The sequence below is a fragment of the Pseudocolwellia sp. AS88 genome, from assembly GCF_030551755.1.
GTDB lineage: Bacteria > Pseudomonadota > Gammaproteobacteria > Enterobacterales > Alteromonadaceae > Pseudocolwellia.
Genome location: NZ_JAUPEC010000005.1, coordinates 123752 through 147741, shown reverse-complemented (window position 1 = coordinate 147741; position 23990 = coordinate 123752). Strand labels below are relative to the sequence as shown.

Genomic DNA, 23990 nt, shown 5'->3' with positions numbered 1-23990 from the left:
TAACTGAATATGAAAAATACTTTATCAGCATTAACCTTTATAACAACATGCCTATTAACAACATTCCAAGCTAACGCTAAAGAAGTTGAACTTGACCGTGTTGCAGCTATCGTAAATACAGGCGTTGTTTTAAAGTCTGAAGTAACGGCTTTAATTAAGGATATCAAACAACAATCTGAATTAAATAATCAAAGTTTACCTTCAGATAAAGCTTTACGTACCCAAGTTATAGACAAACTAATAACAACTGAACTGCTTCTTCAAATTGGCGAACGTATGGGTGTTCAAATCAGCGATGCTCAACTTGATCAAACCATCTCAAACATCGCCAGAGAAAACCAACTAAGTTTAGAGCAGTTCCGCCAAACAATTATCGCTAGCGGCACAGACTATGATACTTATCGTGAGAATGTAAGAAACGAAATCATCACCAACGAAGTTAAACGCGCTAGTGTAGGTAGACGTATTTATGTTTCTCCGCAAGAAGTAAATAACCTTCTTGAGCTAATGAAAGAGCAAACTAACGATAATATTGAATATCACCTTGGTCATATACTCATTGCTTTCCCTGGCGAACCAAATCAGGAGCAAATTGTTGCAGAAAAAGAACGAGCGCAAAAAGTTATCGAATTACTTAATGACGGCAGCGACTTTACTAAGATTGCGATTGCATCATCAGGTGACGAAACAGCGCTAGATGGTGGTGACATGGGCTGGAAAAGTATTAACGAGATGCCAACACTGTTTTCTGAATTAGTTGACGGTAAAGAAAAAGGTACAGTTGTTGGTCCAATTCGTACTGGTTTAGGTTTTAGTATTGTAAAAATACTCGATATTCGTGGTAGAGAAACCGTTGAAATTGAAGAAGTTAAATCAAGACACATTTTAATCAAGCCATCAGTTATCATGAGTGAAGCAAAAGCAGAAGCAACATTACAAGGCTTCTTAGATCAAATAGCTGCAGGTGAAGCTGACTTTGCAGAACTAGCAAAAGAATTTTCAGAAGGTCCAACATCTGTTCGTGGCGGCGATCTAGGCTGGTCAGATCCTAAAAACTATGACCCTGCTTTTAGTGCAGCATTAGCTGGATTAAAAATAGATGAATACAGCAAACCTTTCCGTTCTTCATTCGGTTGGCACATTACGCAATTAACAGGTAGAAGAATGCAAGATACAACAGACCAAATGAATGCGATTAAAGCACAAAACATTATTTATAACAGAAAATTTGGTATGGAAAGCGCTCGTTGGATAAAAGAAACACGTGAAGAAGCTTACATCGAAGTGATTGATGGTGGAACGCGTTAATGATAAGTCGGATTGCGATAACTCCAGGTGAACCAGCAGGTATTGGCCCAGATTTAGTCATAGCTATGGCTCAAAAGTCTTGGCCAGCACAACTCATTGTTGTTGCCTCGCCAGAGCTACTAAAAGAAAGAGCTAAGTTGTTAAATCTACCTCTAACTCTGATACCTTATAACCCTGAGTTACCAGCACAACTTTCACAACCAGGTACGTTATCAATTTTACCTGTAGAACTTGCAGAGTCATGTGTTCCTGGTGAATTAAATCCTGCTAATGGCGCTTATGTTGTTGAAACATTAAGAGTCGCTTGTGAAAAAAATATGCAAGGTGAATTTGATGCTGTTGTTACAGGTCCCGTTCACAAAGGTCTAATAAATCAATCTGGTATTGCCTTCAGTGGCCATACAGAATACTTTGCGCATCAAGCAAACTGTTCTGATGTTGTAATGATGTTAGCGACGGAAGGTTTACGTGTAGCTCTTGTTACTACGCATATTCCGTTAGCTTATGTATCAAAAGCGATAACACCAGACAGACTTCATCATGTTACCTCTATTTTACACAAAGATTTAGTGAATAAGTTTGGCATTGAAAACCCTACGATTTATGTGTGTGGTATTAATCCTCATGCAGGTGAAGGTGGGCATTTAGGTCGTGAAGAAATTGAAGTAATGAACCCAACCTTAGATGCTCTGAGAGCCGAAGGTATGAATTTAATAGGTCCTTTACCTGCTGATACTATTTTCCAAGAAAAGTATCTCAAAGAAGCTGATGCAATATTAACTATGTATCACGATCAAGGCTTGCCTGTTCTAAAGTACAAAGGCTTTGGCTCTTCAGTAAATATTACTTTAGGCTTACCTTTTATTAGAACATCAGTTGATCATGGAACTGCTACCGATTTAGCAGGTAAGAATATTGCTGATGCCGGCAGTATGATAGAAGCATTAAAAACAGCCATCGAATTAGTGAATAATCAATAATGAATTCAAGTACACATTTAGGCCATCAAGCAAAAAAAAGGTTCGGTCAAAACTTTCTTAATAACGAAATGGTTATTGAAAAAATTGTTGATGCTATTAACCCAGAACCTAATGAAAACTTAGTAGAAATAGGACCAGGTTTAGGCGCACTAACAGAACCTGTAGTTGAGCGTGCTGGTAACTTATCAGTAGTTGAATTAGATAGAGACTTAGCTCATCGTTTAAGACATCACCCTTTCTTAGCTCCTAAATTAACTATTTATGAAGCTGACGCCCTTAAATTTGACTTTGCTAGCTTGGTTAAAGATGATCAACCTTTGAGAATATTCGGTAATTTACCGTATAACATTTCTACACCGCTTATTTTTCATTTATTAAGCTTTAAAGAAAATGTAAAAGACATGCACTTTATGCTTCAAAAAGAAGTGGTAGAGCGCATGGCATCTGGCGAGAACAGTAAATCTTTTGGCCGATTATCAATAATGACACAATACCAATGTCAAGTTATTCCAGTAATGGAAATAGGTCCAGAGCATTTCACACCTGCACCTAAAGTTGATTCAGCTATCGTCAGATTAATTCCTCATACAAATATTAAAAATCCAGTTAAAGATATTAAAATGCTTAACACTGTTTGTTTAAGTGCATTTAATCAGCGCAGAAAAACCATCAGAAATAGCTTTAAAAAATTGATATCTCATGAAATTTTACAAGACTTAAATGTTGATCCAACCTTACGTCCTGAAAATTTAGCGGTAGATGATTTTATTAGAATAGCGAATTACCTTTCCGATAACCCTGTAGAAAATAAATAACCTATGACCCAAGAAAATACTGCCTTAGAAACTGTATCAGTACAAACCCAATTTATTCCTGAGCAATCAAGTTCGAGTGATTCTCAGTTTGTATTTAGTTATACCATCACTATAACGAACAACACCGATAAAGCTTTTCAGGTAATGAGTCGTTATTGGTTAATTACCGATGCAGATGGTGAAACAACAATAGTTGAAGGTAGTGGAATTGTTGGAGAACAACCTCATATTATTCCAGGCACTAGTTATACCTACACCAGTGGCTGTTTATTAAAAACGCCATTAGGCACTATGCAAGGCTACTATCAAGTTATTGATGATAATCAAGAAACAAGCATTATTGATATTCCTGTATTTCAATTAGCACTACCTAATATCATTCATTAATCATGGCGATTTATTTTGTTGGAGATATTCAAGGTTGCTTTTCTGAATTATCTCTTTTACTTGAACAAGTTAAATTTAACAAAAAAAAAGATGAATTATGGGTTGCTGGTGACATGGTTGCTCGTGGCACACAATCACTTGAAACTCTTCGCTTTATCATCTCGTTAGGCTCTGCAGCGAAAGTTGTTTTAGGTAATCATGATCTCCACCTTCTAGCGACATACTACAAACTAAAAAAAGTTAAAGCTAAAGACTATCTTACCGATATTCTTAATGCTCCGGACGTTGAGAGCATTATGGAATGGTTAGCAAATCAACCACTGATACAAAAAATACCCAACGAAGAAGTTTACATGTCTCATGCAGGCTTATCTCCACAATGGACACCCGCTATTGCTTTAAAACAAGCCAAAAAAGCTCAAAAACACCTTAACTCTAAAAATAGAGTCAAATGGTTAGAGTCTATGTATGGAGAAACACCGAATAACTGGGAAAACGCTAAAACAGATATAGAAAAATTTCGTTTTACTATAAATTCTCTGACCCGAATGCGCTTTTGCTACAAAGATGGCTCCTTAGATTTTGATCATAAAAACGCACCTAAAAACTCCCCAAAGAACTTAAAACCTTGGTTTAATTTCCCTGAACATTTACAAAACACACATTGGGTATTTGGCCATTGGGCTGCACTTTTAGGAAACTGCTCAAATCCAAATGCTTACGCTTTGGATACAGGTTGTGTGTGGGGAAATCATTTAACTTTACTCCGCTGGCATGATAAAAAACTATTTACACAAGAATATTTACATCATGTTCACAAAAGCTCTTAATTTCATTAAAGTTTCTCAAGTTATGAGTTGAATTCAAAACTGGTTCAGGTAGAGTAAATATCTGTTCAGGGAAGAATTAATAAAATGACTTAACTTTTAACAAATGAAGTCGATAACAATAACAATATTGTCAGATGTAACTTTACTGGGTGAAATATATGAATTTAACAGTCGCGATAAAAATAATTGGTGGCTTCACCATTATTTCTATTTTTTTAATAGCTACCAGCCTCTTCTCTTTAAGTAATTTAAATACTATTCAAATTTCCATAAATGAGCAAAATACAGTAGCCATTCCTACTTTAAAAGCCAGTAACACACTTGCAAACAAGCTTTCTTTGATTGGCAACCTAACCTTAAAGGGTTATTACCTTTCAGACTTAGAGCCACTGGCCGAACAATTAACCCTACTAAAAAGCACAGAAGCAGCATTTTCGACAGAGTTAACAGATTTAAAAAGAATTGTTACTTCTAAGCAGCAGCTATTAAATAATCTTCAAAAGGTTGAAGAGCTATACCAATCTCTACTTGAAGATGTAGACGGTGTTTATACAAACCGGAAAGTATCTATTGAACAAACGATGCTTCTATCAGATAAAGTCGATGAATTAGAAGAAAAATCTGATGATGCGGTAACCTTATTATTAGATTTAGCAGATCATGAGTTAGCTGACACAAAATTACAAAGAGCCATTGGATTGTCTGAAACTATAGAGACACAATTTAATGCGATTGTAAGTTCTGCATTTGAATATAAAGGTTTAAAAGATAATATTTCCGTAGACCTTGTTGCCAGCGAAATGACAAACCTTCTTTACCAAATAGATGTTTCAATAAAAGATGTTATTAACGACCTTAATAATAATGGACTAACAGATGTCTCAGATGAATTATCAAATTCACTCTCTAGCTTACATGAGTTACTTGCTGTAAACGACGGTATCTTCAACAATAAATCTTTACAACTAAACGCATTAGCACTGTCTACATCCAAATTAGCTACCGCTGAAAATGATATAGAGGTTGTTAAAGAGTTTTTAGTCACACAGGTTAATCTTGCCAATGAAACAACAAGTAAAGCAGGTCAATTAGTTGATGATGCGGTATCAAGTGGTACAACTCAAACGGTAGTAATAATGATTATTTCACTTATATTTGCTATTGGTATTGCTTGGGCAACACTTATTAGTATTACTCGCCCACTTGGCCGAGTAAATGAAATGCTCAATGTGGTGGCTTCAGGTGACTTATCAAGAAAACTCGATGAGTCAGGTCATGATGAATTTGCCCAATTATCTAAAAACTGTAATTTACTCATCGATAGTTTACGTAGCTTGATACAAAGTATTGTTAGTCGCTCTATCCAGCTAGCAACAGCAGCGGAACAAACCTCAGCAATTACTTCTCAAGGTAGTACCGCAATCGAAGAGCAAAGAGCTCAAGTAGAACAAGCAGCATCTGCTACTACAGAAATGAGTAGTACAGCTCAATCAGTGCTAACAAGTGCTAACGATGCATTAAATGAAATCAAACAAGCTGACAATGAAGCAGAGCGTGTACGTATTATATCTGAACGTAATCGTAGTACGATTCAACTACTGGCTAACGAAGTGGAAGATGCATCTCAAGTTATTAATCGCCTTCAACAAGACAGTGCTTCTATTGGCGGTATCCTTGACGTTATAAGAGGTATTGCTGACCAAACTAACTTATTAGCACTAAATGCAGCTATTGAAGCTGCACGTGCCGGTGAACATGGGCGCGGCTTTGCCGTTGTTGCTGATGAAGTTCGTACTCTTGCCAGCAGAACACAAGAATCCACTCAAGAAATACAAACCATGATCAGCGCACTACAAACGGGCGCAGAAAAAGCAGTATCTGTAATGGATACAGGTAAAGAACAAGCAGCAAACTGTGTAGAACAAAGTCAAGAAGCAGAAAAAGCATTAGATACTATAACTCATGCTGTTCATGAAGCTTACGACCGTTCATCTCAAATTGCTACAGCAGCAGAAGAACAAAGTATGGTTGCACATGAAATCAGTAGTAATTTAGAGTCTATAGTTGCTATTGCTGAGCAAACGACTGAAGGATCTAAACAAACTTCTGAATCAACAGATGAAGTGGCCAGATTAGCAGAAGAGTTACAGCAATCAGTACAAGAATTTAAACTGTAATTAGCACATAGTTATTATTCCCTAATAAAAAAACCGCTGATTAGCGGTTTTTTTATTAGGGAATTATTTAAGTTAACCTAAAGCTATTAAAATAAGCTCACTTCTCATAGACACAAAAGTCTAAATTAAACGCATTTTTATCATCAGCTAAATATTTAGAGCTACTCACTTTTTTCCATATATTTGTATCATAAAATGGAAATTGCGTATCACCTTCAATCTCAGCCTCTATATGGGTAATGTATAAACGGTCGGCGGCAGGCAAGCAATGCTGATAAATAGCTCCCCCGCCTATCACCATGACTTCTTCTACTTCACTTACCAAAGCTAAGGCAGCATCTACAGAGGTAACAGTTTCAACACCTTCAGCTTTATAATTTATATCACGCGAGATAACAATATTTTGCCTACCGGGTAAAGGTCTACCTATCGACTCATATGTTTTTCGCCCCATAATAACAGGCTTACCTAAAGTGGTTTTCTTAAAGTAAGCGAGATCAGCAGGTAAATGCCAAGGCATGTCATTATCTTTACCAATAACACGGTTGTTAGCTGTTGCAACCACCATAGAGAGTATAGTCATATTATGATTCTATTAAATAGTTTAGTGTGTATACCTATTTTAGACAGGTATATATTAAAAAAGGTGTGAGATCATTATCTCTACACCTTTTATACATTCAATAAGTTTACCTTACTTGAATTTGAGATTATTTACGGTATTCAACTTCTACATCGTAATCATCTTCATCCCATTCTTCATCATCTAAGTCGTCTGTTAAATCAGACATTGCATCTTCATGATACGTGTCCCATTTAAATTCAACAGATTTCCCGTCAATAATTTCTTCTTCAGTAACTTTAGGTAAAGCTTCAATAAAGTCCATTACGTTATAACATAGCTTTTCAGTACCCGCTTTAGTAAAGGCAGAAATACTTTGTACATTGCCTTCCCAAGCTAAACCTTCAAGTACTCTATCCATAACTTCTTGAGCTTCATCTTCAAGTAATAAATCAAGTTTATTGAAAACAATCCATCTCGGCTTGCCCGCTAATTCTGGAGAATGTTGCTCTAACTCACTAATGATAGTTTTGGCATTTTCAAGTGGATCTGAACCGTCAGCAGGTAATACATCAATGATATGAAGTAATATACGACAACGTTCAAGATGTTTTAAAAACTGAGTACCTAAGCCTGCACCGTCAGCAGCACCTTCTATAAGACCGGGTATATCAGCAATAACAAAACTACGTTGGCTGTCTAATCTAACAACACCTAAGTTTGGTACTAAAGTAGTAAATGGATAATCAGCAACTTTTGGTTTTGCTGCAGAAACACTTCGAATAAGTGTAGATTTACCAGCATTAGGCAACCCTAAGAGTCCCACGTCTGCTAATAAAAGTAATTCAAGTTTTAAGTTTCTGATTTCGCCTGGAGTACCATCTGTTTTCTGACGAGGTGCTCTGTTTGTACTACTTTTGAATCGGCTATTACCTAAACCATGCCAACCGCCTTTAGCCACTAAAAGCTTTTGCTCATGTTGTGTTAAATCACCTAACTGTTCGCCAGTATCAACATCTACAGTACGCGTGCCAACAGGAACTTTTAATATAAGATCGTCAGAACCTTTACCTGTACAGTCACGACTACGGCCATTTTCACCACGTTTTGCTCTATGAAAGCGCTCAAAACGGTAATCAATAAGAGTATTTAAACTCTCATCTGCCATTAAGTAGACATCGCCACCATCTCCGCCGTCACCTCCATTAGGGCCACCGAATTCGATATATTTTTCTTTTCGAAAGCTAACGCAGCCATTTCCGCCGTCTCCAGCTTCAACTCTAATTTCAACTTCATCAACGAATTTCATTTCAGTTCAGCACTCCAAGTGATGCTTAGTTTGGATCTATATAAGTATTATAAGCTATTTTTACAGCTAACAATATTTTTACAAAAAAAAACCCGCTAGTCGCGGGTTTTAAAACAATTTTGATTGTTATTAAATAAAACTACTCAGCAACAATACTTACAAATTTACGGTTCTTAGGACCTTTAACTTCAAACTGAACTTTACCGTCAGTTAAAGCAAATAATGTATGGTCTTTACCGATACCCATGTTAGTACCTGGGTGAAATTTAGTTCCACGTTGACGAACAATAATGTTACCAGCCAAAATTGATTCACCACCGAAGCGTTTAACACCTAGGCGTTTAGCTTCTGAATCGCGACCGTTACGTGTACTACCTGCAGCCTTTTTATGTGCCATTTTATAGCGCTCCTAATTAGCCGTTAATACCAGTAATTTTCACTTCAGTGAACCATTGACGATGGCCCGCTTGCTTACGTGAATGCTTACGACGTTTAAATTTAACAATTTTGATTTTGTCAGCGCGACCTTGAGATACAATCTCAGCCACAACTTTACCACCAGCAATGTAAGGCGCGCCTACATTGATAGCTTCGCCATCAGCGATCATTAAAACATTATCAAACTCAACTGAAGAACCAACTTCAAGTTCAAGTTTCTCTAGACGAAGGGTTTGACCTTCAGTTACACGATGCTGCTTACCACCGCTCTGGAATACCGCGTACATAGCTACTCCGTACTGCGCCATCATTTTTGTATGACGCTTTGATTTTTAAAATATAGGGCGCGAATTCTACGCTAAGAAATCAACGAGGGCAAGTATAAAAGTGATCATTTATCATTATTTTTACTTGCACTAAAAAGAGTCGTTATTGTACGCTTCATTTAGCCGCGAGATCGTGTAAACTCATGCTTTAACATATAAAAATTTTATCACGAAAACAGGTCATCCTCTACGCTTTATGGATCTTAAAAACATACAACAACTTTCTCATGACGATATGTCATTAGTAAACGATCTTATCTACTCTCAGCTTCAATCAGACGTTGCTTTAATTAACCAATTAGGCATTTATATTGTAAACGCTGGCGGTAAACGCATGCGTCCAATGTTAACTGTTTTAGCTGCTAAAGCACTGGGATATAAAGGTAAAGAGCATATATCTATTGCCGCAATTATAGAGTTTATTCATACCGCAACGTTACTACATGACGATGTTGTTGATGAGTCAAATATGCGAAGAGGCAGAGAAACTGCTAACGCATTATTTGGTAATAGCGCCAGTGTACTTGTTGGTGATTTCCTATACACACGCTCTTTTCAAATGATGACGAAATTAAATAATATGAATATTATGGATATTTTGTCAGACGCTACGAACATAGTTGCTGAAGGTGAAGTGTTACAACTAATGAATTGTAACGATCCTGATACAACTGAAGAAAGCTATTTAGAAGTTATTTACTGTAAAACAGCTAAGTTATTTGAAGCAGCAACTCGTCTAGCAGCGGTAATATCAGACCAACCTAAAGATATCGAACTTGCCATGCTTAACTACGGTAAACATTTAGGTACTGCGTTTCAATTAGTAGACGATATTATGGATTACACTGCCGATGCAAAAGAAATGGGCAAGAATGTTGGTGATGATTTAGCGGAAGGAAAACCAACATTACCTTTACTTTATGCTATGCAGCATGGTTCACAGACTCAGAAACAGCTTATTAGAGATGCTATTGAACATGGTAATGGAATGGATAACCTAACCATTATTCTTGAGGCTATGAAAGAAACTGGCGCTTTAAAATATACTCAGCAAAAAGCTGAAGAAGAAGCTGATAAAGCAATAATGTCATTAAACAAACTTCCTGATTCAGAATATAAACAAGCATTAGTTGAACTCGCTCATATAGCAGCTAATAGAACGGCATAATATTATAGATTAAGTGATTACAGTTTCACTTAGCTGACAAAATAAAAAACCGCTCAATGAGCGGTTTTTTTAGTTTGATAGTGGTTAAGCCATCAATTAGCCATTGATAAAATCAATACCTTCTTTGATATCACTTTTAAGTGTATCAAGCATATCTTCTTTAGCTTTTTGCTCAAATGCACTTAACTCGCCGTATGGTAATAATTCAACAACGCCGTTAGGACCTAAACGAACAGGTTGAGCAAAGTATTGTGCATCTTCGCCATTACCTTCAACGTATGCATAATCTACAACGTCTTCGCCTTGAATACCTTTAACTAAAGACATACAAAAACGTGCAGCAGCAGCACCCATTGATAATGTAGCAGAACCACCACCAGCTTTAGCATTTACAACTTCAGTACCAGCATTTTGGATACGTGGAGTTAATGCAGCTACTTCTTCATCAGTAAAAGTAGCACCTTCAACTTGTGAAAGTAGAGGTAAAATAGTTGTACCTGAATGACCACCAATTACTGGAACTTTAACATCAGCAACGTTTAAGCCTTTAAGTTCAGCTACAAAAGCTTCACTACGAATAACATCTAAAGTTGTGATACCGAATACACGGTTTTTATCGTATGTACCAGCAGCTTTAAATACTTCAGCAACAATTGGAACAGTTCCGTTTACTGGGTTAGTAATAATACCAACTAATGCTTTAGGACAATTAGCAACAATGCCTTCAGCTAATGTTTTAATAATGCCCGCATTCACAGCAAATAAATCAGAACGGTCCATACCTGGCTTACGTGGCATACCTGCTGGAATTAACACGATGTCTGCGCCAGTTAATGCATCACCTAAAGCATCAGCACCAAAACCTTCAACTTTAACTGCTGTTGGTATGTGGCTTAAATCTACCGCTACACCTGGTACAACTGGTGCAACATCATATAATGATAATTCAGAACCCGCAGGTAATTGAGTTTTTAATAATAAAGATAGTGCTTGACCAATTCCGCCAGCAGCGCCTAAAACAGCAACTTTCATGTGATGTCTCCGTTATTTGAGTAAATACGTAAATAATGATGCACGAAAGATATAGTATTGACCAATAAAAAACAAATTTTATTAATAAATATACGATATAGTTTAGAGTTTAATGACGTTTTTATTAAAAACCCATATAATCATCTGTTGATTTTAGTAGACTAGGGCTTAATAGCCTGAAAACTTTCCAGAACACTTTTTCACAGTAAAAACACTACAATTTGGCGGTTCCATTGAAACAAGAAGCATTAGTACAAGCCTTTAAAGAACTCTTAAAACAAGAACAATTTGCCTCTCAAGGGGAAATTGTGGATGCTTTAAAAGCACAAAATTTTGATAACATAAGTCAGTCTAAAGTTTCAAGAATGCTTAGTAAGTTTGGTGCGGTACGAACACGCAATGCTCGCCAAGAAATGGTCTACTGTTTACCCGCAGAACTCAGTGTGCCCACAGCTAAAAGCCCACTTAAACAGTTAGTATTAGATATTGAACATAATGATGTAATGATTATTATACGCACTAGCCCTGGTGCAGCTCAATTAATTGCACGCTTGTTAGATAGTTTAAGTAAGAGTGATGGTGTATTGGGGACAATTGCAGGTGACGATACTATATTTATAGCACCTACTGATGTTACAAAAATACAAAAAACAATTGAAAGATTAGAAGTGCTTTTCTCTAAAAACTTTTAGCTTTATCTCTTTTGGTAATCAAAGAAGTTGGTAGCTATTAATACTTCTTTGCTTACCTTGCTTGATGCTTACCTTAAGTCTTAATTAAACATTTCTTCTTAGTTTTTAAAAAAAATTTTTAATATATGAACATCAAAATATATTAAACGTTAACGCTTCCTGCTCATAAATATGAATAACTGACTTTATATTTTTGGCAAAAAAAAGAGCAGTAAAACTAGATGTTAATCTGAGTATTTAACCTGAACTCAGGATAATGAATGTCATGAAATTCAATAAAAAGAATTACTTATCAATAAGTTAAAGAACCATCAGAGGTGCTTTACATGTAATATGATGACTCAATATTGATAGTTTTATGCCTAGCAAGGCGGATTTGTGTACCCAATAGCTGGCTATTGGTAACGAATACACCGTTTTTTATTCCCGATAAAAACTAAGTACCTACATCCATGTAGGCAACGATGTTAGGCTTAAAAATAGCTTATTGAGTAACTTTGCTTATCTCGAGTTGAGGTTATTTATACTGCTCTTACTGTTTTTCAGAAGTTAGCTATCGGTATCATCAGCTAACTTTTCTAAAAAGGTCAGGCTTGGTGCAAAAAAAGCAGCACCGGTTTCTGCTTGTGTATACTTAAGCATATGGTCGAAGTGTCCGTTCTCATCACCAAAAATCATACTTTTAAGCATAATTTCAAAAGGTTTAGGCGATTGACAATAAGATACAAAGAACAAGCCTTGCTGCTTCATATCACCATAAGGCATACTTTGCCTTAATATCTCCAAACTATTCCCATCTTCGTCTTTCAAACCAGTGCGTTTAATATGAGAAGTTGGTAATTTATTTTCCGTACTATATTCTTCGTTATCAATTTTTGTACGCGCAAAAACATCTTCTTGTGCTTTTACTTCTAACGTATTCCATAGGTTTAAATTATGACGGTAGCGTTGAATATGTAAGTAACTGCCTTTTGCAAATTCACTATCTTCATCTTCACTGACTAAAGCTACTTCCCTTCTATGCATCCCTTTAGGGTTTTCAGTACCGTCAACAAAACCAGTTAAATCTCTACCATCAAGAAAACGGAAAGCCCTTACTTGTTCAGCTAGTTCAACACTATCCCCTAATAAGGCACAAACTTTAGTAGTAACAATATGGTTTACGTCAGCTCTATCACTTCTAATCTCAATATAGAGATCATAATTATTGGCTGGGGCAATACGATCTTCACACGCCATCAACGGAAAGTTTGTTAACTCTTTAGGGCGAGCATCAGGATAGAATTCATCCCAATATCCTGCACCAATAGCAAAAACACCAATGAGATTGGCTTCAGAAAATCTATCAGCATATTTGTCGAGTAAAGCAGGAAGTCTTGATAATGCTTGGCGTAAGTAATCTTTTTTATCATCTAAAACATTAAACAGTAAATAACTGCCATGTAAGTTGGGTTCCGCACAAACACCAAATTGCTCTCTGGCCATAAAAATCCTATTTGTCTATTACGACTTTGTTTTAATAATTTTATTATTTAAGGAGGTGATCATCATTCTATTTCAGAAAAGCGATAGCCTTATCTTTTTTAATCATCAATATTATAAACTACTTTTAACCTATTGATGAAACAATCATCTATTCTAAGTTATCAATTTAAACTCTTAATGAAATATTTCTAAATTTGTTTGGCTAACAGGAATTTTCCTTAACTAACCACAAACAAATAACAATAGAAAATATATTCATATTCCTGATAAATGTTTACTACAAGTTTTTATATAGGTAAGCAGCTAGAAAATTAATCCGGTGAAGAAATATAAACCAATACATATTAAAAAAGCAGCCCGTAGGCTGCTTAAATGATTAACAAAGTTGTTTACACGTGATTAGCCGCGTGTAAATTCTGGGTATGCTTCCATACCACAATCAGCTTTATCAACACCTTCATATTCTTCTTCTTCTGATACACGAATACCCATTACTAGTTTCAACACAAACCAAACGATGAAACTTGTTACGAATACCCAAGTAAATATAGTTGCAGCACCAATTAACTGACCACTAAATGAAGAGCCTGAGTTAGTTACTGGTACTAATAATAAACCAAATAAACCAACTACACCATGAACAGAGATAGCACCAACTGGATCATCAATCTTAATTTTATCTAAAGCAATGATAGACATTACAACAATTATACCAGCGATTGCACCAAAGATAGTTGCTTGTAATGGAGTAGGAGTTGAAGGTTCAGCGGTAATAGCAACAAGACCTGCTAATGCACCATTTAAACACATAGTTAAATCTGCTTTCTTAAATAAGATTTTAGCAAATAATAATGCAGCAATAGCACCTGCAGCAGCAGCAGCGTTAGTATTTAAAAATACCATAGCAACAGAGTTTGCACTGCTGATATCGCCAAGCTTTAATACAGAACCACCGTTAAAACCAAACCAACCCATCCATAAAATGAATGTACCTAATGTAGCCATTGGTAAGTTAGCACCAGGAATAGCGTTTACTTTACCGTCTGCAGTGTATTTACCTTTACGAGCACCTAGTAAAATAACACCAGCTAAAGCAGCAGCAGCACCAGCCATATGAACGATACCTGAACCAGCAAAATCAGAAAATCCAAGGTCACCTAAAGTATATAAACCAAATACAGCGTTTCCACCCCAAGTCCAGCTACCTTCCATAGGATAGATGAAACCAGTTAAAACAACAGTAAATGCTAAGAAAGCCCAAAGCTTCATACGCTCAGCAACTGCACCAGAAACAATAGACATTGCTGTAGCAACGAATACTACTTGGAAGAAGAAGTCAGAAGCGTTTGAGTAAACTGAACCACCATCAAAACCAGCTTCAGCAGACTCAGCTAAAACAGTAGCAACTAATGCATCAGCATCAGCAGCACCATCAAGTGCAATACCATTTAAGAATACGCCACCACCATACATGATGTCGTAACCAATCACTAAATACATAATCGAAGATATAGCATATAGAGCTACGTTCTTAGTTAATATTTCAGTTGTATTTTTTGCTCTTACTAAACCAGCTTCTAACATTGAGAAACCAGCAGCCATCCACATAACTAATGCACCACAAATTAAGAAATAAAATGTGTCCATTGCATATTGAAGTTGAAAAATATTTTGTTCCATAATAACTACTCCTTAAAGTGCTTCAGCATCGTTTTCGCCAGTACGAATACGTACAGCTTGTTCTAAGTTGTATACGAAGATTTTACCATCGCCAATTTTACCCGTGTAAGCTGCTTTAGCGATTACTTCAACTAAACGCTCAACAATATCGTCGTTTACAGCAATTTCTAATTTTACTTTAGGTAAAAAATCTACTTGATATTCAGCACCACGATATAGTTCTGTGTGACCTTTCTGACGACCGAAGCCTTTCACTTCACTCACAGTAAGACCTTCAACACCAATTTCTGATATCGCTTCACGAACATCATCGAGTTTAAAAGGCTTTATTATTGCATTTATTATTTTCATTTAGTTGACCCCTATGTTTTGTATTAACATCTAATATACAAATGGCATGCCAAAGAATTATACAAATAAAAATCAACAAGTTAGAGCATTAAAATATGTTTTAATTATTTTAATTGCACCAAAACAAACCAGTAAAAGTTTGGGTTGGTAGTAATTGGTGCAAAAAAGAAAGGAAGATTTGATATTTAATTAATGAATTGAATTTATGAGGAATTATTGCAGAGATATTATAGGTACATACTGAAATAACAGTTAACACCTATAACATTTATGTACTTTATCGTTAGAAAATAACTGAAGAACCAGGAGATAAGATAGATAAGATACCTAATCGATCTACATTACAAAAGTGGTTTGCTGCGAGTATCATTTTAGGGTTCACTTTCAAATCAATTAACAATTCAGCAGTAATTAAGGAAGAAGGCTTATGTTTATTGCAGCCGTAATTCAATAACATTACACGCTTAGACAAGTACAATAACTTGGTTTCAATTGTCGCAAATTCAAAATCATATTGGTCTTGTTCTCGAATAGGTTCAATTAAGGTATAAGGTAATTGCCATTGCTTTAGTAAATCACCACTACATTCACCATAAGTAAACCCAATTTCACTTTTTTGCTTATCCCAAGGTAGTTCATCTGGAGTGTAAGTATTACATGCTTCAATTTTCGCAGGCATACTTTGATGTACAGCTAACTCGCCAATGTTATGTAATAAACCAAGTATAAATAAACGCTCTGCATTAGGTATGTTTAGCTCTGTACCTAAAAACTTAATAATTAATGCACAGTCAACAGCTTGCTCCCAAAAGCTTTCTAAATATTCAGGTTTACCTTCAATAGATTTAAAAGCATCAGTAATAAAGTAAGCAATAATTAAGTTATAAACTTCAGTAATACCTAATACTAAAACAGCTTTTGAAATGGTTTCTATTTTGCCTGGATAATTAAAAAACGAGCTGTTTGCTAATTTAAGGATCGTTACTGATAAAGTAGGATCTAAAATTATAATCTCAGCTATGTCATCAATGGTGGATGAATCATTATCAATTAATTCTTTTATACGAGAAAAAGAATCAGAAAGAATAAAAACTTCTTCAGCATTTTCTGCACATTCAAACGCATTCATAACATAATTCCTAAAAGTAATAAAAATGTAGACCTATAACGACTTATTGCATCTATAAACGTTATTGGCTTAGGCCCATTTAAGGTTAATATGGTAGGAAGTAAATTTACGCATATTAATAACCCCTTTATCAAAAATAAGATATTGCCCTTTAATCCCTAACAAAACGCCTGAAACTATTGGAGTTTTGTCAAAATTAAAAGAACTGATCTTCTCTAAGTATTGCTGTACTGGGTAATTTAACTCAACCACTTCACTATCAAGTGATTCAACAGCATCATTACCATATTGTAGTGCAATATCGGCAAGTTTTTGAGAAATTTTAGGTTTTAATTCTTTTGCTCTAGCAATTAAATCTATTTTTTCAGGCGAACCTTTTAACATAGCGCGCCAATTAGTTTTATCAGCAACAAATTCAGAAAGTGCAATTTCAACTAATCCAGATTGAATTCTAGAAGCTACTTTAAAAATAGGTAATGCTTGTATTGCGCCTTGATCAATCCAACGTGTAGGAATTTGTGTATGGCGGGTAATCCCCACTTTTAAACCAGAACTATTAGCTAGATAAACATAATGAGGCACGAAACAGTTCTTTGTGCCCCACTCTGGCTCACGGCAAGTACCTAAATGATGATGACAAGTTTCAGGCTTCATAATACACATATCGCATTGAGCTAACTTTTGCATACACGGATAACAATGCCCTTGAGAATAACTTTTTTTGGTTTTTTTACCGCAATGACTACAGTTAATAACGCCAATATGCTCAAGTGTTATCTCTTTACCAATAAGTTCATTTAAACCAATACTTTGCTCACCAATAGGTAATTGATATTCAATATTACCTTGTGGATCAAGTTGAGCGGTGAGTTTTCTGAGTGGAGCTGTATCTGATAAGAACATGAATAGAACCTAAAGTAGTAAATAATGTATAAAGCTAATTAATGCTTTTAATAAAAGAAATGCGTTTATCTCTCGTTAATGGCAAGTATACTATGAAAACTTAATGCAAACTGCTACTTAATCATAAACTTAATATGCCTTCTACCTGGTACGTATATTTTTTAAGATGTTCTGACAATAGTCTTTACGCCGGTATAACGACAGATCTTGATCGTCGTGTATTCGAACATAATAATTCCAATAAATTAGGGGCAAAGTACACTCGGGTGCGTCGTCCTGTAAAATTAGTTTATTCTGAAAAGCAGATAAACAGACAAGCAGCTAGTAAACGAGAATATGAGCTTAAGCAACTAAAAAAAACAGCTAAAGAATCTCTTGTAACAAAACAGCTTAGCCTCAATAAACCTCAGTAGGCTTTGTATTTACAAGCTAAACATTCAGTAACAACATTTACCTGCCCTATTCGTTATTCTCCCCCTATTATAACTTTCGATTTTTCCAATTGATGGTGGTAGAATAGCCGCGCTTTAAACCACACTCTCATGACTGATCAATTAAATACACATAAGTGAAAATAATAAACTATGTTTCTTGATGATTTCTATACCACCTCAAACAACAAAATAAACTTCACACGTCAACAGGCAAGTAATTTTGCTAAGCAAATTGCTGATGACTTTAATCCGTTACATAATGTTGATGCTAAAAGATTTTGTGTACCAGGTGATTTATTATTCTCACTCATACTCGCTAAGTCGGGTTTATTTCAAAAAATGGATTTTACCTTCTCAGGAATGGTAACAAACGATATTCATTTAAACTTTCCAAGTGATATCGATGGAAAAGTAAGTGTCACTGATGATAATGGCAAAGATTATATGCATGTTAACGCTTCTGGTAGCTCAACTAAAAATGAAGCTACTATTGAATCGTTAATCAGAGCTTATGTTGAATTTTCAGGCCACACTTTCCCACATATACTGGTTAAGTTAATGGCAGAAAATAACATCATGATCAACCCTTCTCGTCCAATGGTGATGTATGAGAGTATGTCTATCCAACTTGATAACATAGACTTTACTGAAGTGAAACTAATTGAGTCGAACTCAACTCTTACTATTGATGGTAAACGTGGCAGCGCTTGTTTAGCCTTTGATTTAATATCAAACGAGGTAAAAGTTGGCCATGGTGAAAAGCATATGTTACTCAGTGGATTACGTGAATACTGCCAAGAAACAATAAACGTGATCGTAGAAAACTATAACAAAACTAAAGCGGCTTATATTAAGTAAGTTGATGTTCGAGGCTTAGTTACACAACCTCAAACAAACTGATTCAAGAAAACGCTAATGATCATGTATTATTAGCGTTTTTTCGTTTAACAAGCCTTGTCATTAGAGTATCGATTTTAACGGCTCCTTTTCGCATCATCCGTTGGCAACGTCTCAGCCATACTTTCGCCCAAGCATGCTCTAAACTTAGAATTGCTAAACCAATGGGCAAAAATAAGAAAGCGGGACCAGGCAATACAATAAAAATAGTACCTATTAACGTTAAAATCCCGCCAATAATATTAATCATTAAAAACCTAAATTGTTTTCTCATATTTATTTATCTCAGTTAACTTATTCTAAGGGGTGCTAGCAAACTTAAGGCCATAAAATAACTCCTTAATAGTTAATCACTTACAGCCTTAAAGAATATATAAAATGATAAATATAATGATTATTTAGTGTATCTGACACATTATTTGTCTTTCTGATATGTTTCTTCAAATTTTCTTTGTTGTTCTGTTTTATCTTCCATACAAAAAGCAAATACTTGTGTGGTCTTAGGTCTAGAGCATTTTTTAGGACGTTGATAATATTCAAGCCAACGGAATTGCTTTTCTCCTGAATAACGCCCTTTAATTACAATATCTTTATTTGAAGAGAAAACTTGTGGTGCATCTTGAAGGGAAGCATTATCGAAGGTTGCAGACTTTTCTATGGTTTTCTTTTTAGTTGTTTTTACACTTTTACTTGGTGATTCGGTTTTATTATTTTCACAATTCCACCATTTCTCTCGTGCTTCATCTTCTCGCTTACGCAAAGATGCACTCGTTTTAATCGACTGACCTTGTTTAAGTTGTGATTGAATATTTTTGAATTTTTCTAATAACTCAACACATTCTTTCTTTGCGGCAAAAGACTCAAACGAAATAACCATCATTACTAGTATTATTAGTCGCATAAACATTAAAATCTCTCCCTGAAGTCTGTTTAAATTTCGTACATTTTTTCTTCAATCATATTAAAGCTTGATGTACAGTACAATAATAATTTACCGAACAGGATGTTCTTTATGACCAATCGTTTAAAAGCTTTCCTTACTTTTCTTTGGCTTATTGTAAGTTCAAGTGCTGTTGCTAATAAACCACCAGAAATTCAACTAGCGATGACCTATAAACTAGAACACTCAATTAACCATTATTGGATCAGCGAAAAACTCGATGGAGTTAGAGGTTATTGGGACGGTAAAACATTACTCACTAAAAATGGCAATCCATTAAACCCACCAGAGTGGTTTACTGCTAATTGGCCTGATACTCCTGTTGACGGAGAGTTATGGATAGCAAGACATACATTTGAGCAAGTGGTTTCTTGCGTTAGGCAAAATGAAGCAACACCTTGTTGGAAACATATTACATTCATGGTTTTTGACTTGCCCAAAAGTAAGCTTAACTTTAGTCAGAGAATCGAACAAATAAATACTCATGTTAAGCACATTAAATCTCCCTATTTTCAAGCTGTACAACAATTCAGATTACCTACCATCGATGCTTTGAATCAAAAACTGACTGAGATTGTAAAACAGCAAGGTGAAGGATTAATGCTCCACTATGAGAATGCTTTTTACAGTAAAGGGAGAACACGAAACATAATGAAGTTAAAACCTTACCAAGATGCTGAGGCTACTGTTATTAAGCATATAGAAGGAAAAGGCAAATATTCAAATATGTTAGGGTCAATACAAGTAAGAACAATGGATGGCATTACATTTAAAATAGGCTCAGGGTTTAGCGATAAAGAAAGAAAAAATCCACCACCAATAGGTTCAATTATCACATTCAAATATATTGGTAAAACCCAAAAGGGTGTGCCAAAATTCGCGAGCTTTTTACGTATTAGGGGAAAAGAATAATAATGGAACTCCACCTGTGGTTATCGTTTGTCGTTATTTGTATATTAGGTGCTTTATCGCCGGGGCCAAGTTTAGCCTTAGTAATAAGAAATGCCGTTAATGGTGGTGTTGCTAAAGGTTATGCAACAGCAATAAGTCATGGTTTAGGCGTAGCTTTATATGCCGCAATAACCGCTACAGGTGTTGCTGTAATTATTGTTAATACGCCTTTTTTATTCTCACTTATTCAATATGCTGGTGCTGCATTTCTGTTATATTTAGGAGTGAAGTCATTACTTAGTAAAAAATCTAAATTGATTCCCCAAGAAGAAACCATAATAAAAACAAACAATATAAATGGGTGGAGAGATGGTTTTTTACTTGCTTTTTTAAACCCTAAATTAGCTATATTTTTTATTGCTTTGTTTAGCCAATTTTTAAATAGTGATTCTGGTGTCGAACAAAAAGTAATAATGACAATGACAGTGGGAACCTTGGATGCTTTATGGTATTGCTTTGTTACTTTTCTTATTTCTAAAGGAAATATCATCAATAAGCTTAAAGAAAATAGTTATATTGTGGACAAAGTAACCGGCTGTTTCTTGATTGCTTTAGCCGTTAAAGTTGTAGTTAACTAAATAACAAATAGAATTAAAACTTGTGGTGTGAGTTAAACAACACAAGTTTTAATATTTATAGTTCACATCAATATAAAATTAAGTTCAGGCTCTAGGTGAATATTTAAATAATAGTACTTTTAAACCTTTGCCCTTGTGAGCTTCTTTAAATACTTCTGGTGATTCTATTTTACTTATAAATTGACAGTCAGGACATTCTCGTTCAACTTCTGCCAGCAAGAAATCTTCATCTAAATCAGGAGAGTTCAAACATAAGAACACATCACTTTCAGGTGACATTAACTGTGGTAACCTTCTTATAATTTTGCTGTAATCCCTTTCAATATCAACACTGCCTTTTTGAAAAGATGGTGGATCACATATTAATAATTCATAAGGTCCATATTTTTTTAAACGCCCATAAGATTTAAAAATATCGACGCCTTCAAACTTTACCTTAGTCGTATCTTGTTTATTTAATCTGTGATTATCTCTACCTTTAGATAGTGATGCCTTACTTACATCCACATTAACAACTTGTTTAGCATTACCTGCAATAGCTGCAACAGAAAAGGCACAAGTATAAGAAAACAAATTCAGGACATTCTTATTCTCACAACGACTTGTTACCCAATCTCGACCATTTTTCATATCTAGGAAGAGCCCAGTGTTTTGAGATTTACCAAACTCAATATTGTATTTAAGCTCAGATTCCATCACTACGGTATGAGATACTTCTTTTCCCCATAAAACTTCAGTTGGCGCAAATTTCTGATATCTATGCTGTACTTGTACTGATTCACACTCAGGAATTAATTGACTAAGTGCTGCAACCTGCACATCAAGCCAATCAGACTCAACAGCTTGATATAAAGTAATTAATACAACAGGTGACAACCAATCAACATTTACATGCGCTAATTCAGGATAGGCGTGGCCACGACCGTGAAATAGTCGTTGGCATTCATTAAAGTTGGTTGCTGTAATGTATTCGATCATATATTTCTCAAGGTTACCGCTAATTTATAAAAGCGTTATCAAAAATTTGGTAATAAAAAAGCCGTATGATACGGCCTTTTGTTCGGTTTGAGGATAACTAATTAACCTCAGATTAACTAGAAACCAAAAAGATTATAGTTAAAGAATTTTTGAGCTACGGTATTAATAAAAATACACAAAACGATTGCCGGAATAAAAGTTCCTAATGAAAAGTTAACGTATTTTTCAACCCAAGATCCAACATAGTTTGGATTACCTATTGCTAGCTCAGCAGACAAATTATGCTTTTTCCAACGATAACTAACAAAAATACATAATAAAAAGCCATTTAACGGCAATATTGTATCGTAGAAAATGTCATATATTACGTCAAAGAATGATTTACTCTTACCTGCGTAATCAACAAAATCAGTAAAGAAACTCACCATACCGAAGGAAAGAGTTGCAAAAATAGTTAGTACACCTGCACTAAAAAGTAATGTAAATAAAGCCTTTCTACGTGATTGTTTTTTCTCTGTTATAAGATAAGAAACAGGCACTTCAATAATAGAAACTAATGAAGTTATTGCCGCAAAAAATACTAACAAGAAGAAAAATGCAGCTACAGCACTTGCGCCTATATAACCGATAGAAACTTGTAACGCCAAAAATATCTTAGGTAAAAAAGTAAAAATAAGAGAAACAGAGCTTTCGCTTAAATCCTCAGGGTTAATCGCTGGGTCGAATGAGAATATCGCTGGTAATATCATTAAGCCTGCAGTAAAAGCTACAGCGGTATCTGTAATAGCCACTAACTTAGCTGAATTAGCAATATTGGTCTCACGATTAATATATGAGCCATAAGTAATTAAAATACCCATACCTAAAGAAAGCGAGAAGAAAGCTTGCGACAATGCGCCATTAATCACACTCGGTGTAATTTTAGTAAAGTCGGGAATAATAAAAAACTTAACACCCGCTAACGCATTATCTAAAGTTAATACGAAAATCACCATTAATAACAGCATCACAAATAAGGCAGGCATTAATATTTTAGCTGCTTTTTCAATACCTTCTTTAACGCCAGCAACTAAAATATAATAAAGAATAGCGGCTACAGCAGCCATAACACCAAATAAATAAGGGCTATTTATAAACTCTCCAAAGCCTTGCTCACTTGCTAAATAATCTAAATTACCTGTTAAAGTTAAACCTAAGTATCCAAATAACCATACGGTTATCACCATATAAAAAACAGCAATCATAAAAGGTGTTAATACACCGATAAAACCTGCAGCTCCCCATATTCTATTATTGTCAGTTAACGACTTATAGGCACCTACAGGTTGTTTTCCTGTTTTACGACCTACAGCCATTTCAGCAATCATGACAGGTAAACAAATAATAAATATAAACAAAGCGTAAACGAGTAAGAATGCACCACCACCATTTTTTGCAGCATTTACAGGAAAACCTACTAAATTACCAATACCTACGGCAGAACCCGCTGCAGCTAATATAAACCCAATGCGGGAACTAAAGTGTTCTTTTTGTGTTGTCATGGATGTCCTTCATTATAATTTTTATAAGGCATGAATTATTCATAATAAGCGTTCATGTATAGATAATGCTTATTAATAAATAAAACGTATACCTTTTTA

26 protein-coding genes are annotated in these 23990 nt (G+C 35.2%); 12 read left to right on the top strand and 14 right to left on the bottom strand.

Annotated features, from left to right (window positions below):
- The first annotated feature begins 9 nt into the window (after positions 1 to 9).
- From surA to Q5N69_RS05610, 6 genes are all read left to right on the top strand, one after another.
- Positions 10 to 1308 (top strand): peptidylprolyl isomerase SurA, encoded by a 1299-nt coding sequence (gene surA / locus Q5N69_RS05635; RefSeq protein WP_304367885.1) that lies wholly within the window; start codon positions 10 to 12, stop codon positions 1306 to 1308.
- The gene (gene pdxA, locus Q5N69_RS05630) at positions 1308 to 2288 is read left to right on the top strand and encodes a 4-hydroxythreonine-4-phosphate dehydrogenase PdxA (protein ID WP_304367884.1); all 981 of its coding nucleotides are present in this window, start codon (positions 1308 to 1310) and stop codon (positions 2286 to 2288) included. Before surA ends, pdxA begins: the two co-directional genes overlap by 1 nt.
- Positions 2288 to 3103: a 16S rRNA (adenine(1518)-N(6)/adenine(1519)-N(6))-dimethyltransferase RsmA gene (gene rsmA / locus Q5N69_RS05625; protein WP_304367883.1), complete on the top strand. Its 816-nt coding sequence runs from the start codon at positions 2288 to 2290 to the stop codon at positions 3101 to 3103. Before pdxA ends, rsmA begins: the two co-directional genes overlap by 1 nt.
- A 3-nt stretch (positions 3104 to 3106) precedes the next feature.
- Positions 3107 to 3490 carry a Co2+/Mg2+ efflux protein ApaG gene (apaG, locus tag Q5N69_RS05620; protein ID WP_304367882.1) on the top strand — a complete coding sequence of 128 codons (384 nt, stop codon included), beginning with the start codon at positions 3107 to 3109 and terminating at the stop codon, positions 3488 to 3490.
- Positions 3491 to 3492: 2 nt separating this feature from the next.
- Complete coding sequence (locus tag Q5N69_RS05615) at positions 3493 to 4320, top strand: symmetrical bis(5'-nucleosyl)-tetraphosphatase (protein WP_304367881.1); 828 nt, start codon at positions 3493 to 3495, stop codon at positions 4318 to 4320.
- Positions 4321 to 4478: 158 nt separating this feature from the next.
- A complete protein-coding gene (locus Q5N69_RS05610; protein ID WP_304367880.1) occupies positions 4479 to 6497 on the top strand; it encodes a methyl-accepting chemotaxis protein in 2019 nt (672 codons plus the stop codon).
- A 97-nt stretch (positions 6498 to 6594) separates the two neighbouring features.
- On the opposite strand, the gene folA is transcribed toward Q5N69_RS05610, so the two are convergent.
- From folA to rplU, 4 genes are all read right to left on the bottom strand, one after another.
- Positions 6595 to 7080 carry a type 3 dihydrofolate reductase gene (folA, locus tag Q5N69_RS05605; RefSeq protein ID WP_304367879.1) on the bottom strand — a complete coding sequence of 162 codons (486 nt, stop codon included), beginning with the start codon at positions 7078 to 7080 and terminating at the stop codon, positions 6595 to 6597.
- A 127-nt stretch (positions 7081 to 7207) separates the two neighbouring features.
- Positions 7208 to 8368: an Obg family GTPase CgtA gene (cgtA, locus tag Q5N69_RS05600; RefSeq protein ID WP_304367878.1), complete on the bottom strand. Its 1161-nt coding sequence runs from the start codon at positions 8366 to 8368 to the stop codon at positions 7208 to 7210.
- A 139-nt stretch (positions 8369 to 8507) separates the two neighbouring features.
- Complete coding sequence (gene rpmA / locus Q5N69_RS05595; RefSeq protein WP_304367877.1) at positions 8508 to 8765, bottom strand: 50S ribosomal protein L27; 258 nt, start codon at positions 8763 to 8765, stop codon at positions 8508 to 8510.
- A 16-nt stretch (positions 8766 to 8781) separates the two neighbouring features.
- A complete protein-coding gene (gene rplU / locus Q5N69_RS05590; RefSeq protein ID WP_304367876.1) occupies positions 8782 to 9093 on the bottom strand; it encodes a 50S ribosomal protein L21 in 312 nt (103 codons plus the stop codon).
- A 235-nt stretch (positions 9094 to 9328) separates the two neighbouring features.
- Between rplU and ispB the strand changes: the two genes are divergently transcribed.
- Entirely contained in the window at positions 9329 to 10300 is a 972-nt protein-coding gene (gene ispB / locus Q5N69_RS05585) for an octaprenyl diphosphate synthase (RefSeq protein WP_304367875.1), read from the top strand.
- 96 nt (positions 10301 to 10396) lie between these two features.
- Here ispB and mdh read toward each other — a convergent pair whose 3' ends face one another.
- On the bottom strand, positions 10397 to 11332 hold the full coding sequence (gene mdh / locus Q5N69_RS05580; protein ID WP_077340939.1) for a malate dehydrogenase: 936 nt from the start codon (positions 11330 to 11332) through the stop codon (positions 10397 to 10399).
- Between the two features lie 221 nt (positions 11333 to 11553).
- Between mdh and argR the strand changes: the two genes are divergently transcribed.
- Entirely contained in the window at positions 11554 to 12024 is a 471-nt protein-coding gene (gene argR, locus Q5N69_RS05575; RefSeq protein WP_304367874.1) for a transcriptional regulator ArgR, read from the top strand.
- A gap of 549 nt (positions 12025 to 12573) precedes the next feature.
- Here the strand turns inward: argR and Q5N69_RS05570 are convergent.
- The 5 genes from Q5N69_RS05570 to Q5N69_RS05550 form a co-directional block, all read right to left on the bottom strand.
- Positions 12574 to 13509, bottom strand: a complete 936-nt coding sequence (locus Q5N69_RS05570) for a Dyp-type peroxidase (RefSeq protein ID WP_304367873.1) — start codon at positions 13507 to 13509, stop codon at positions 12574 to 12576.
- Between the two features lie 399 nt (positions 13510 to 13908).
- Positions 13909 to 15189, bottom strand: a complete 1281-nt coding sequence (locus Q5N69_RS05565; RefSeq protein WP_304367872.1) for an ammonium transporter — start codon at positions 15187 to 15189, stop codon at positions 13909 to 13911.
- Positions 15190 to 15201: 12 nt separating this feature from the next.
- Entirely contained in the window at positions 15202 to 15540 is a 339-nt protein-coding gene (gene glnK / locus Q5N69_RS05560) for a P-II family nitrogen regulator (RefSeq protein ID WP_304367871.1), read from the bottom strand.
- 283 nt (positions 15541 to 15823) lie between these two features.
- Positions 15824 to 16669, bottom strand: a complete 846-nt coding sequence (locus tag Q5N69_RS05555; RefSeq protein ID WP_304367870.1) for an HDOD domain-containing protein — start codon at positions 16667 to 16669, stop codon at positions 15824 to 15826.
- Positions 16670 to 16738: 69 nt separating this feature from the next.
- The gene (locus Q5N69_RS05550; protein WP_304367869.1) at positions 16739 to 17572 is read right to left on the bottom strand and encodes a DUF2797 domain-containing protein; all 834 of its coding nucleotides are present in this window, start codon (positions 17570 to 17572) and stop codon (positions 16739 to 16741) included.
- Positions 17573 to 17706: 134 nt separating this feature from the next.
- On the opposite strand from Q5N69_RS05550, the gene Q5N69_RS05545 reads away from it, so the two are divergent.
- Together Q5N69_RS05545 and Q5N69_RS05540 are read left to right on the top strand one after the other, a co-directional pair.
- Positions 17707 to 17985 carry a GIY-YIG nuclease family protein gene (locus Q5N69_RS05545; RefSeq protein ID WP_304367868.1) on the top strand — a complete coding sequence of 93 codons (279 nt, stop codon included), beginning with the start codon at positions 17707 to 17709 and terminating at the stop codon, positions 17983 to 17985.
- Between the two features lie 171 nt (positions 17986 to 18156).
- Positions 18157 to 18864 carry a DUF3581 family protein gene (locus Q5N69_RS05540; RefSeq protein WP_304367867.1) on the top strand — a complete coding sequence of 236 codons (708 nt, stop codon included), beginning with the start codon at positions 18157 to 18159 and terminating at the stop codon, positions 18862 to 18864.
- Between the two features lie 61 nt (positions 18865 to 18925).
- Here the strand turns inward: Q5N69_RS05540 and Q5N69_RS05535 are convergent, their stop codons facing one another.
- A complete protein-coding gene (locus Q5N69_RS05535; RefSeq protein WP_304367866.1) occupies positions 18926 to 19177 on the bottom strand; it encodes a PGPGW domain-containing protein in 252 nt (83 codons plus the stop codon).
- A gap of 141 nt (positions 19178 to 19318) precedes the next feature.
- Positions 19319 to 19810, bottom strand: coding sequence for a hypothetical protein (locus Q5N69_RS05530; RefSeq protein WP_304367865.1), 492 nt, complete (start codon positions 19808 to 19810; stop codon positions 19319 to 19321).
- Between the two features lie 105 nt (positions 19811 to 19915).
- Between Q5N69_RS05530 and Q5N69_RS05525 the strand changes: the two genes are divergently transcribed.
- Together Q5N69_RS05525 and Q5N69_RS05520 are read left to right on the top strand one after the other, a co-directional pair.
- Entirely contained in the window at positions 19916 to 20755 is an 840-nt protein-coding gene (locus Q5N69_RS05525; RefSeq protein WP_304367864.1) for a DNA ligase, read from the top strand.
- Positions 20756 to 20757: 2 nt separating this feature from the next.
- The gene (locus Q5N69_RS05520) at positions 20758 to 21372 is read left to right on the top strand and encodes a LysE family translocator (protein WP_304367863.1); all 615 of its coding nucleotides are present in this window, start codon (positions 20758 to 20760) and stop codon (positions 21370 to 21372) included.
- An 84-nt stretch (positions 21373 to 21456) separates the two neighbouring features.
- Here the strand turns inward: Q5N69_RS05520 and Q5N69_RS05515 are convergent, their stop codons facing one another.
- Positions 21457 to 22350, bottom strand: a complete 894-nt coding sequence (locus tag Q5N69_RS05515) for a class I SAM-dependent methyltransferase (protein ID WP_304367862.1) — start codon at positions 22348 to 22350, stop codon at positions 21457 to 21459.
- 116 nt (positions 22351 to 22466) lie between these two features.
- On the bottom strand, positions 22467 to 23891 hold the full coding sequence (locus tag Q5N69_RS05510) for a sodium-dependent transporter (protein WP_304367861.1): 1425 nt from the start codon (positions 23889 to 23891) through the stop codon (positions 22467 to 22469).
- Between the last annotated feature and the right edge of the window lie 99 nt (positions 23892 to 23990).